A 12395-nucleotide genomic window follows, 5' to 3' on the forward strand; every position below is an offset into this window, starting at 1 on the left:
AAACGGAAACATCAGTCAGTATACTTGATTTTATCCGTAAAAGAGTAGCTTAAAAAGAAAGATTGGGTATTTAGGACAAACAGCATGTTAAAGCGGCTTAAAGTGGCACTAGAATAAAAGACGGCAGAAAGTTAGCCTTTCCACCGTTTCACTCCTTAACTCACGACAACCGTTTGTTTTTCATCTTCATCAACCGCAAAACACGCAACTAACTGTTGGTTATATTCCTTCAATGTTGGTTGAAATTGAGTACACTGACCAAATGCTCTACGGCAACGCGCTGCAAATGCGCACCCCGGTGGTGGGTTTAAAGGACTTGGTAACTCTCCCGTTAACTTAATACGTTCGCGCCGAGCGTCTGGGTTCAACCTTGGTGTCGCTGATAATAACGCTTGAGTATAAGGGTGAAGAGGGTTATTAAAAATCTGCTCTTTTGTTCCTTTCTCCACACAGCGGCCTAAATACATCACCATGACTTCATCAGCAATATGCTCTACCACCGATAAATCATGTGAAATAAAGACATAAGACAAACCTAAATCTTGCTGTAAATCCATCATCAGATTTAATACTTGAGCACGAACAGAAACATCCAGTGCGGAAACGGGTTCATCTGCAACCACAATGTCAGGGTCAAGCATTAAACCACGTGCTATCGCGATACGCTGGCGTTGACCACCAGAAAACATGTGAGGATATCGGCTATAGTGCTCTGTTTTTAAACCCACTTTAGCCATCATCGATAATACTTTTTCCTTGCGCTGCTCTTTCAACAGTGAAGTATTAATCAATAACGGCTCTTCCAAAATTTGCCCCACCTTTTTACGTGGATTCAAAGAGCCATAAGGGTTTTGAAACACAATTTGGATTTTTTGGCGACGCAGTTTCTCTGCAGACTTATCTTTTACTAACAAGTTTTGGTCTTGGTAATACAACTCGCCCTCAGAAGGTTGCTCAATCATGGTTAATAAACGACCTAATGTCGATTTACCACACCCCGACTCCCCAACCACGGCCAGTGTTTTACCTCGTTCTAGCTCAAAAGAGACTCCATCCAATGCTTTTAAGGTTTTTTCAGCAGCAAAAACCCCTCTTTTGACGGAATAATATTTTTTCAAATCCACCGCTTTGAGCAATGGAGTGTGTTGTTTATCACTCATAATGTTGGCCTCCCCATATCATCCAGCGGCATATGGCATTTGACTTGGCGATCACCAACGGTTTGTAACATTGGCTCTTCTTGACGGCATTTCTCCGTTGCATACGGACAACGTGGGTTCAATAAACACCCTACAGGCCTATCGTATTTTCCGGGGACCACACCAGGAAGTGAGGCTAAACGGGATTTATTCGTCGCAAATTCCGGCAAGGCACGTAATAGCGCTTGTGTATAAGGATGGCGAGGATGTTTAAAAATATCACTTGCTTTGGCGGACTCCACCACCTGCCCCGCATACATCACAATAATATGATGCGCAGCTTCTGCCACTAAAGCGAGGTCATGCGTGATAAGCACTAATGCCATATTTTCTTGCTGCTGCAATTCCAACAATAATTCAATAATTTGGGCTTGAATAGTGACATCTAATGCCGTTGTCGGCTCATCCGCAATCAATAATTTAGGCCGGCATGCTATTGCCATAGCAATCATCACACGCTGGCTCATTCCTCCTGACAATTGGTGAGGATACACATCTAAACGTGATTGTGGGTCAGGGATACCCACCATGTCTAACAGGTCAATTGCCCGTTGCTTACGCGTACTTTTGCTGCCGCCTTGGTGGACTTTCAATGCTTCCATAATCTGATAACCCACCGTAAAACATGGGTTTAAACTGGTCATCGGGTCTTGGAAAATCATCGCCACATCGGCTCCAACGATTTGCCGGCGCTCTTTTTCAGGGATTGACAGTAAATCTCGCCCATCAAATTGCAATGAATTCGCCATCACTTTTCCCGGGTAATCAATTAACCCCATAATAGCCAGTGAACTCACTGATTTACCTGAACCAGATTCCCCTACAATACCAACGACTTGGCCTTTATCAACGCTATAGCTGATGCGGTCAACGGCGCGAAACGGTGCCTTTTCGTCTCCGAAATGAACCGAAAGTTGTTCTACATTTAACAATGCCATTTGGTTACCTCATCACTGCTTGAGTTTTGGATCAAATGCATCACGTAACCCATCACCCATCAGGTTAAACGCAAGCACCGTCAATAAAATTGCCAGTCCAGGGAAAGTCACAACCCACCATGCGCTTTGTGCAAATTGCAGCACATCAGACAGCATCGTTCCCCACTCAGGAGTTGGTGGCTGCGCGCCCATTCCGAGGAAACCCAAAGCAGCCATATCTAAAATGGCATTCGAAAAACCTAAAGAGGCCTGTACAATCAATGGTGCCAAACAGTTAGGCAAAATATTCACGAACATTTGGCGTACTGCCCCTGCACCCGCAACACGAGAAGCCGTCACATAGTCACGGTTGACTTCCACTAAAACAGCCGCTCGTGTTAATCGAATATAGTGAGGTAATGCAACAAACGTCAAAGCAATCGAGGCATTAACAATCGAAGGTCCAAAAATGGCGACCAGTACCAAAGCTAATAACAAACTTGGCAATGCCAACATGATATCGACAACTCGCATAATTAATGCGTCAACGACACCACCAAAATAGCCAGCGATCACACCAATAGTGACCCCCATGATTAACGACAGCACAACCACTAAACAACCAACTAGCAGTGACAGGCGGGCGCCATACATTAAACGAGAGAGTAAATCACGCCCAACATCATCAGTGCCTAAAATAAACTGCCAACTTCCCCCATCTTCCCAAACTGGCGGAGCAAGTAAGAAATCACGAAATTGTTCATCTGGAGCATGTGGAGCTAATATACCTGCAAAAATCGCAATCAGTACCATCAGGATAATGTAGAACATCCCGACAACTGCCCCTTTGTTACGTTTAAAATAATGCCAAAATTCTTGTAATGGTGTCATCGGCTGTGGGGCGCTGACAACGGTTGGCTCAGTAGATTGAGACATTTAGCGCTCCTTATTTCTTATGACGAATACGTGGGTTTACAATGCCATACAGCACGTCGACCACTAAGTTTACGAAGATAATCAGTGTAGCAACCAGCAGAACTCCCCCTTGTACCACAGGGTAATCACGACGCTGTAGCCCTTCGATTAACCAGCGCCCTAACCCAGGCCATGAGAAAATAGTTTCTGTCAAGATAGCCCCTGCTAACATCACCCCAACCTGCAAACCAATCACCGTAACAACGGGTAATAATGCATTGCGTAGTGCGTGAATTAAAATTACGCGAGCGCGGCCAAGACCTTTAGCACGTGCAGTACGAATATAATCCTCTCCCAATACTTCCAGCATTGACGAGCGAGTCATACGCACAATAACGGCTAATGGGATCGTACCCAAAACAATGGAAGGCAATATCAAGTGCTCTACCGCATCAATAAAATCGCCATCTTCACCCCAAATTAGGGTATCAATTAGCATAAAACCGGTCAGAGGCTGGGAATCATCAAGAAAAACAGTGTCACTCACTCGTCCTGCAACAGGGGTGAGGTCTAATTGCACCGACACTAACATGATGAGCATGATCCCCCACCAGAAGATAGGCATTGAGTAGCCTGTTAAAGAAAGGCCAATCGCAGTATGGTCAAAGATTGAACCACGTTTTACTGCGGCTAAAACCCCAACTGGGATCCCTACAGAAATTGCAAAAATCATGGCACAAGTTGCCAATTCCACTGTCGCTAAAAAACGGGGCAAAAACTCTTCCCATACACCGATGCGACTTTTTAAGGAAATCCCTAAATCACCATGAAATATCCCATTGATATAATGAAGATATTGTTTCCAAAGTGGCTGATCAAGCCCTAACTCTGCCATTAAATAAGCATGCCTTTCAGGGGATAGTCCCCTTTCACCGGCCATGATCATCACCGGGTCGCCTGGGATCATGTGGACAAAGGCAAAAGTCAATAATGTAATACCGATAAACGTGGGGATCACAAGCCCCAATCGTCGGAGGATAAATTGCAACATATCCTGAATCTCTTTAATAATGCCGTTGACGGCTCTTAGTCCGTTTGGCTACTCAGAAAATTGCTTTTCCGGGTGCTCACAAACAACTTAACTTCTCTGCTTCTTCTAGAGAAGAAAACGCCCTCCGCTCTAAACCAGCAACGAAGGGCATAGACAGATTAGATACGATTACTTCTCAATATCGACGTTTTCGAAGTGGTGCTTGCCTAGTGGGTCAACCACATAGCCTTTGACTTCTTTACGTACAGGTTCAAACACTGTAGAGTGCGCGATAATCAGGGCTGGCGCCTGCTCATTCATCACAACTTGCGCTTGTTTGTACAGTTCGACTCGCTTGTCATGATCTGCTGTTTGGCGCGCTGGTTGGATCAAGTTCTCAAAGCTTTCATTACACCATTTTGAGTAATTAGAACCTTGCTCTTTTGCTGCACAGCTAAACAAGGTTGCAAAGAAGTTATCAGGGTCCCCATTGTCACCCGTCCAACCCATCATTACTGTTTGTGGCTCACCATCTTTCGCACGTTTGAGGTACTCTCCCCATTCGTAGCTAACAACTTTTGATTTAACGCCAACTTTTGCCCAGTCTGCTTGGATCATTTCCGCCATACGGCGTGCATTTGGGTTATATGGTCGTTGAACAGGCATTGCCCACAGGTCAATTTCAAAACCATTCGGGAAACCCGCTTCTGCTAATAAGGCTTTGGCTTTTTCAGGATTATATTCGTAATCGTTTACCGCATCGTTATAGCCCCACATTGTCGGTGGGATAAGGTTTTTCGCTTTTTGGCCTGCACCTTGATAAACCGCTTCGATAATTGCATCTTTGTTCACCGCCATAGACAGTGCTTGGCGAACCTTTTGATTATCTAATGGTTTTTTCTCAACATTATAAGAGAGATAGCCGACGTTTAGGCCTGGTTGCTCCATTAATGTAATGTCTTTATCTTGCTTCATGCGCTCTAAATCAGCCGGATTTGGATATGGCATGACTTGGCATTCATTTTTTTGCAGTTTTGCATAACGAACGGAAGCATCTGGTGTGATAGAGAAGACTAAACGGTCAAGTTTAGGTTTTGTACCCCAATATTGGTCATTGGCTTTATAAAGAATACGAGAGTCTTTTTGGTATTGTTGCAGAACAAATGGGCCCGTTCCAATTGGGTTTAAGTCCACTTTCTCTGGCGTACCCGCTTTCAACATCTGGTCTGCATATTCAGCAGAAAGAATCGATGCAAAGTCCATTGCCATATCAGCTAAGAATGGTGATTCTGGGCGAGTTAATGTGATTTTTACTGTGTTATCATCGACTTTTTCAACTTTATCGATAATTTTATCCATATCCATTCCCATAAAGTATTCGTAGCTACCGCCTGAAACTTTATGATATGGGTGATTTGCATCTTTTTGGCGCATAAATGTATAAATCACATCATCTGCGTTAAGATCACGGGTCGGTTTAAATTCTTTGTTAGAGTGCCATTTGACACCCTTACGTAGATGGAAAGTGTACTCTTTACCATCATCACTCACTTCCCAGCTTTCCGCTAAACCCGGTTCAATTTCCGTTGTTCCTAATTTGAATTCAACTAAACGGTTATACAGCGGGATAGAGCTTGCATCATAGGTTGTTCCTGATGTGAACAACTGTGGGTTAAAGCCTTCTGGAGAACCTTCAGAACAGTAAACTAACGTTTTTGCCTGTACTGTTGCTGATACTGCTAATGCTGCCAATGTAAGTCCTACAGTCAGTAGACCTGTCTTTTTAATAGAGCGCATCTGTATGCTCCTATGGTGTTCATGTTGTTTTGCTTGATGTCTAGATCCGTCATAAAAGCGACAGATGTAGTATCTGTATTTTTTGTTATTCATTGTGCAATTAATCAACTGTCACTCACTTCGTCAATAGCCACATTTACGCTCCACCCACAATTCATGTAACATATTAGAAACAATTAGCATTGCAATTTAGCTTAAAATTTCATAATGAAGTGCAAGATGCAGGTGTTATAACCATATAATTAGTAGTGAATAGGGTTTTATATCGAGGTTATTTATTTTTATATTTGTGATTAAGTGCTGAATTACTGAACGAATATAGTGCTTTTATTGGCATGATACGAAATAAAACACTAGAGAGAATCGATGTGGAAATTATTTTAGTATGTAATTATTTAGTTTGTTTTTTATGCAAATAAAAAACATTCAACTGCTTTCACTAAACATAATTTTAACCAATTGATAACTTAAAGAATAAAATAATACTGGCTGTAGTTTGTATTCTTATTTTCCAAAGTACAGAATATGCTTTAATACTGATGATAAAAACTACAATTGCCTAATATTACCTAGGTCATTTTAAATAGATACAATCACCAGCTTTAACCCTATGATTTAATTAATAATGAAATTTCATTTGAAGGCTCGAACTCATTGAATTTACCAGTAGTCGGTCAGTTTGCCAAACTGGCGCTTCTACAAATAAATGATATGACAAACTCCCAATTTGGCCTTTAGCTCCGACTCTCCCTCCCAGCAATAGGTTTTCTTTCCAAAATGTGGCTCTATCATTTGATGTTGTACCTAAACCTAACGAGGTATATAAAGCCATATGCGGCCATGGGCTCTGCCAGAGCACCTCGTTTTGTAGCTTTAAGCTATTATCCCCCATTTCAAGGTGCTCAGCTCCACCGATAAAACCACTAACACCTCCAAAACCAGTAAGTGATCCTTGGTCTAATAAAACATCTAGCTTGTCACGACTTAATTGCATATCAAATTGGCTTTGATATTGAAAAGGGGAGGCTTCCTTCATTGCTGAAGCCGAAATCTGTAAAACCTGTGGCTTATTTAAACCCGTAATTTGCTGTACATTGGTACCAAACCAGTTAGTTCCTTGTTTATACGTTAATGTAACTAAAGCACTTCCCCGTAAAAAATTGACCTGATGAGTTAACCCACCAATGATGTAATGAGCCAAGCGTTGTTGTGTTCGTAAGTGTAGGTCAGCCAAAAACGTGTCACTTTTTTGGCTTTCAGACCCTAGACTTAATGAAGTTACCGTTTTTTCTGTTCGTTTTAATAAATATTCGGCTTGTAGTAATAAGAAGCCGTTATGCTGCTGTAGTGGTAAAGCGACATCATTGCTGGTAATAACTGTTTTATTTTCCTGATACCCACTAAATATTGAAAACAACCAATATTGATAGGGGAGAGAGTAAAATAATATTGCTGATTTAATTTCAGTTTCTTCTGTGTTACTAAACTGACGGCTGATTTCTGAATATAAAAAATCACTTCGTAAAAAAGGATTGGCGACCATAAAAGTATGGCCAACAGTGCTACCGACTTGCCGAGAAATTGAGTGTGATTCAAAAGAAAGTGCACCTTGGAATTCGCGTCGGTGCTGGCCTACCACGACAATTTGCGTGGCATTCCCATAAGTATCATCAGGAATTAGTTTGATATGGAAAGGAAGTAAAGATGTATTTTGCAAATTGTACAAGCCTTGTTCAATTTGCCGTAAATTAAGCGTATCACCTAACTGGAAAGGAAATATGTGTGGTAATGATTTGTCTTCTGACTGCTCATTTTGATAAACCACAGAAGAAACCGTTCCTGCTATTATTTTTGCTTGCAAAATACCAAACAGAAAAGTTTGCTCAGGGTAATACAAGTAAGAGGTCAGATAGCCTGCATGAATTAACTTCGCCGTAATATCATCTGCATAGTTGAGTAAGCCTTGTTCATCAATACATTGGCCCTCTATCTTTTGCCGCCATTTATTGACTTGGCTAACAGCTATTTCCTTAATCTGCTCAAGCCCAATAAAATGTACTTGGTTTATCATAATACAAGTAGATGGCATCTCAACAATACCATTTGGAGGGGCTATAGGCGCGCTATAAGCTTTAAAGCCAATAACGGTATAAAGACTTAATAAGAAGAAACAAAGATGTATCGATAAAACGTTATTAACTTTCATTAACGAGTCCTTGTAATGAAAAAGCGTTTTTACCTAAAACAACATGAGTGAATCAGCTTATATATCAACAGAGATAGGTTATTGAGTGCAAGCCAAGTTAGTCTGAAATAGTTGGGGTGAAAAATAAGAAGGGATATAAACGAAAAAACCCACCTCAATGAGGTGGGTTCTAAAATTTGGTCGGCGAGAGAGGATTCGAACCTCCGACCCACTGGTCCCAAACCAGTTGCGCTACCAAGCTGCGCTACTCGCCGAAAACGGTGTGAATAATACTGCCAAGAACGGAGATCGTCAACCCATTTTTCGCCAATTCTGTTCGTTTGCTGATAAAACCACCAAAACAGTAAGGCTTATATGCAAATTACCTTATTTTAAGTAAAAATAAGCACTAGAATATTTTAGTGCTTATTTATCAAACAGGTTAGCGTTTATAAAAATAACGTTAACTACAAGCTAATAACCTATTTTTAAGGCTATTGAAGCAAAGAAATATCCGCTACTTTTAAGAACAACTCACGTAATTGGCTTAATAGCGTCAAACGATTAATACGAACCGCTTGGTCTTCATCCATTACCATAACATTTGCAAAGAATTCATCTACGATATCGCGTAAAGAAGCTAATTCAACTAAAGCCTCTTGATAATTCCTTTCTGCAAACATTGGCGCAAGTTTATCTTGCAATACCACAACATGGGTCGCAAGTTTGACTTCTTCAGGTGTTTTTAGAACAGAAGCTAAAACGTTATCAGCCAATTTTTCTTCTGATTTGCTCAGAATATTGGAAACACGTTTATTTGCCGCTGCAAGTGCCTGCGCCTCTTCTAATGAACGGAAGTGAGTAACGGCTTTCACTCGTGCATCAAAGTCAGCAGGTTGTGTTGGATGACGAGCTAATACCGCTTGGATGGTATCAATACTATAGCCTAATTCTTGATACCAAGAACGGAAACGACCAAGCATGAACTCGACAACGTCATTAACCACATTTTTATTGGTTAATTTATCACCGTATAAACGAGCTGCTTCTTCTGTCATTTCAACAAGATCAAGCTGGTAGCCTTTTTCTACGATGATGCGTAAGACACCTAATGCAGCACGGCGCAAAGCGAATGGGTCTTTATCGCCTTTAGGATGTTGGCCAATACCAAAAATACCAGCAAGCGTATCCATTTTTTCAGCCAATGCTAATGCGGCTGAAACATCAGTCGATGGAAGTGCATCTCCAGAAAAACGCGGTTGGTACTGCTCTTTTAAAGCTAATGCAACGTCTTCTGACTCACCATCATGGCGTGCATAATGCATTCCCATAACGCCTTGAGTGTCTGTGAATTCAAACACCATATTAGTCATTAAGTCACATTTTGCTAATAAACCAGCTCGTGTTGCATGGTTTACATCCGCACCAATTTTGTTTGCAATCCAGCCAGCTAATGCTTCTAAACGGTCAGTTTTATCACGCAGTGTACCTAATTGTTTTTGGAACAATACAGTTTCTAAGCGTGGTAAGTTATCTTCCAAACGTTGTTTACGGTCAGTTTTAAAGAAAAATTCAGCATCTGCTAAACGCGGACGTACAACTTTTTCGTTACCTGAAATAATTTGCTGAGGATCAGAAGACTCAATATTTGCCACAAAGATAAAATTAGGCATTAACTTGCCCGTCTTATCATAAACTGGGAAATATTTTTGGTCCCCTTTCATGGTATAAACTAGCGCTTCTGAAGGAACATCTAAGAATTTCTCTTCAAATTTAGCTGTTAAAACGACTGGCCATTCAACCAATGAAGTCACTTCTTCAAGCAAACTATCTGTTAAGTCAGCTTGGCCACCAAGAGCCTGAGCCGCTTTTTCCGCATCTGCTTTAATAACCGCTTTACGTTCTGCGTAATCTGCCATGACTTTACCGCGTTCACGTAAAATGGCTGGATATTGTTCCGCATTATCAATAGTAAATTCAGATTCACCCATGAAACGGTGACCACGAATTGTGCGCCCGCTCTTAATACCTAAAATTTCGCCATCAATAACATCACTACCCAGTAACAATGTTACCGTGTGCACAGGGCGAACAAATTGTGTGTCCTTATCTGCCCAACGCATTAATTTAGGTATAGGTAATTTGGCCAATGCACGGCTAACCATATCAGCCAGTAATTCACTGACTGCCTGCCCTTTCATTTGGGCACGATAGAGTAGCCACTCGCCTTTATCCGTGGTCAAACGCTCAGCTTGATCAACGGTAATACCACACCCGCGAGCCCAGCCTTCAGCGGCTTTAGTTGGTTGGCCATCTGGACCGAATGCTTGAGAGATAGCAGGGCCACGTTTTTCAATTTCACGGTCTGGCTGTGAAGCCGCTAAATCAGCGACTTTAAGTGCTAACCGGCGAGGAGCAGCAAACCACGTTACTGCACCATGAGCAATATCTGCCCCATCAAGTTCAGCCGTAAAATTTGCAGCAAATGATTCAGCTAATGAACGAAGAGCCTTCGGCGGTAACTCTTCGGTGCCGATTTCCACAAGGAAAGTCTGTTGAGTCATGACAGCCTCTTAGTTCTTATGACACATAGGGAATCCAAGCGCTTCACGAGAAGCATAATACGCTTCTGCAACCCCTTTGGTTAGGGTACGAATACGTAAGATATAGCGCTGGCGTTCAGTAACAGAAATGGCTTTACGTGCATCGAGTAAGTTGAAAGTATGAGCCGCTTTCAAGATACGTTCGTATGCAGGTAGTGGAAGTGGCGTTTCCAAAGCCAGCAAGTGTTGAGCTTCTTTTTCGTACTCTTCAAAGCATTTGAAAAGAAAATCAACATTTGCGTATTCAAAGTTATAGGTTGATTGCTCAACTTCGTTTTGATGATAGATATCACCATAGGTAGTTTTACCCAATGGGCCATCACACCAAACAAGGTCATACACGCTGTCCACGCCTTGGATATACATCGCTAAGCGCTCTAAACCGTATGTAATTTCACCTGTTACTGGTTTACACTCAAGACCACCGACTTGCTGGAAGTAAGTAAATTGAGTGACTTCCATCCCATTAAGCCAGACTTCCCAGCCTAATCCCCAGGCACCTAATGTTGGGTTTTCCCAGTTATCTTCAACAAAACGAATGTCGTGAACTGTTGGGTCAACACCTAATTCTTTTAAAGAACCAAGGTATAACTCTTGGATATTGTCTGGTGATGGCTTGATGATCACCTGAAACTGGTAATAGTGTTGTAGACGGTTTGGGTTTTCACCATAGCGGCCATCAGTTGGTCGACGAGATGGTTGAACATAAGCCGCTGCAATAGGCTCAGGGCCTAATGCACGCAAACACGTCATTGGGTGAGAAGTTCCAGCGCCGACTTCCATGTCCAATGGTTGAACAATGGTACAGCCTTGACGCGCCCAGTAGTCCTGTAATGTCAGGATAAGACCTTGAAAGGTTTTGGTATCAAACTTTTGCATGTTAGATCCGCACGCGATACGTAAAATTTAATGAAAGTACGCCAGTATACCCTTTGACCGCAAGATATACAGCATTGAATATGTCTGTATTTATTCTAAAAATAAAAAAAAATACTTTCACCCCTTTTAAGCTGGTTATTTATACAGTATAAATAGTTTGTTTTTTGAAGCAAACCAATTACCATTGTAAAAAGGATGAAAAATGGATACCGCACTAACACGTTGCCATTGGGTCAATCAAGATCCTGAATATATCGCTTATCACGACCATGAATGGGGGAAACCCACTTATGATAACTTAACATTATTTGAAATGATCTGCCTTGAAGGCCAACAAGCCGGGCTCTCTTGGTACACCATTTTAAAAAAACGCCAAGGATATCGTGATCTATTTCATCATTTCGACCCTGAAAAAATTGCATCAATGAATGAAGACGATATTGAGCGACTCATGCAAGATACTCGGATCATCCGTAATCGATTAAAAATTAATGCAATTATTGCAAATGCAAAAGCTTATTTAGCCATGAAAGAAAATGGTGAAGACTTCTCCACTTTTATTTGGCAATTTGTTAATGGCCAACCCATTGTCAACGGTTGGGAATTCTCATCGCAAGTTCCTGCGGAAACAGAACTTTCTAAGCTTCTCTCCAAAGCGCTCAAAAAACGTGGGTTTAAATTTGTCGGCTCAATTACTTGCTACGCCTTTATGCAAGCAACTGGCATGATAAATGACCATTTAGTGAATTGTTGCCAATTTAAATAAATTAGTTTTTATCGGTGTAACTCATCGAGTAAAAAGAAAAATAAACCACCAAAGCATTAACATTGCAACATTTTACACCGCTAAATATATTCATATTGATATTT

Annotated in this window: 9 protein-coding genes and 1 tRNA gene; 1 reads left to right on the plus strand and 9 read right to left on the minus strand. The window is 41.5% G+C overall.

Translation table 11 applies throughout. The features are described 5' to 3' along the window. Positions 1-155: 155 nt before the first annotated feature. The 9 genes from dppF to glyQ form a co-directional block, all read right to left on the minus strand. Positions 156-1160 (minus strand): dipeptide ABC transporter ATP-binding subunit DppF, encoded by a 1005-nt coding sequence (gene dppF / locus PSF31_RS08640; RefSeq protein WP_096863556.1) that lies wholly within the window; start codon positions 1158-1160, stop codon positions 156-158. Then, a complete protein-coding gene (gene dppD, locus PSF31_RS08645; RefSeq protein ID WP_094960799.1) occupies positions 1157-2137 on the minus strand; it encodes a dipeptide ABC transporter ATP-binding protein in 981 nt (326 codons plus the stop codon). The genes dppF and dppD overlap by 4 nt, the downstream gene beginning before the upstream one ends. A gap of 12 nt (positions 2138-2149) precedes the next feature. Then, complete coding sequence (gene dppC, locus PSF31_RS08650; protein WP_004262633.1) at positions 2150-3052, minus strand: dipeptide ABC transporter permease DppC; 903 nt, start codon at positions 3050-3052, stop codon at positions 2150-2152. Positions 3053-3062: 10 nt separating this feature from the next. Continuing rightward, positions 3063-4082, minus strand: a complete 1020-nt coding sequence (dppB, locus tag PSF31_RS08655; protein WP_004262635.1) for a dipeptide ABC transporter permease DppB — start codon at positions 4080-4082, stop codon at positions 3063-3065. Between the two features lie 168 nt (positions 4083-4250). Then, positions 4251-5858 (minus strand): dipeptide ABC transporter periplasmic-binding protein DppA, encoded by a 1608-nt coding sequence (gene dppA / locus PSF31_RS08660; RefSeq protein ID WP_004262639.1) that lies wholly within the window; start codon positions 5856-5858, stop codon positions 4251-4253. A gap of 619 nt (positions 5859-6477) precedes the next feature. Next, on the minus strand, positions 6478-8064 hold the full coding sequence (locus tag PSF31_RS08665; protein WP_096863555.1) for a ShlB/FhaC/HecB family hemolysin secretion/activation protein: 1587 nt from the start codon (positions 8062-8064) through the stop codon (positions 6478-6480). 177 nt (positions 8065-8241) lie between these two features. Then, positions 8242-8318 (minus strand) — tRNA-Pro (locus PSF31_RS08670). A 219-nt stretch (positions 8319-8537) separates the two neighbouring features. Next, a complete protein-coding gene (glyS, locus tag PSF31_RS08675) occupies positions 8538-10607 on the minus strand; it encodes a glycine--tRNA ligase subunit beta (RefSeq protein WP_004262644.1) in 2070 nt (689 codons plus the stop codon). Between the two features lie 9 nt (positions 10608-10616). After that, the gene (gene glyQ, locus PSF31_RS08680; RefSeq protein ID WP_004262647.1) at positions 10617-11525 is read right to left on the minus strand and encodes a glycine--tRNA ligase subunit alpha; all 909 of its coding nucleotides are present in this window, start codon (positions 11523-11525) and stop codon (positions 10617-10619) included. A gap of 202 nt (positions 11526-11727) precedes the next feature. Here glyQ and PSF31_RS08685 point away from each other — a divergent pair, with 202 nt between their 5' ends. Next, on the plus strand, positions 11728-12291 hold the full coding sequence (locus PSF31_RS08685) for a DNA-3-methyladenine glycosylase I (RefSeq protein WP_096863554.1): 564 nt from the start codon (positions 11728-11730) through the stop codon (positions 12289-12291). Positions 12292-12395: the final 104 nt, after the last annotated feature.

This window comes from Providencia sp. PROV156, assembly GCF_028480905.1.
GTDB classification, from domain to species: domain Bacteria; phylum Pseudomonadota; class Gammaproteobacteria; order Enterobacterales; family Enterobacteriaceae; genus Providencia; species Providencia hangzhouensis.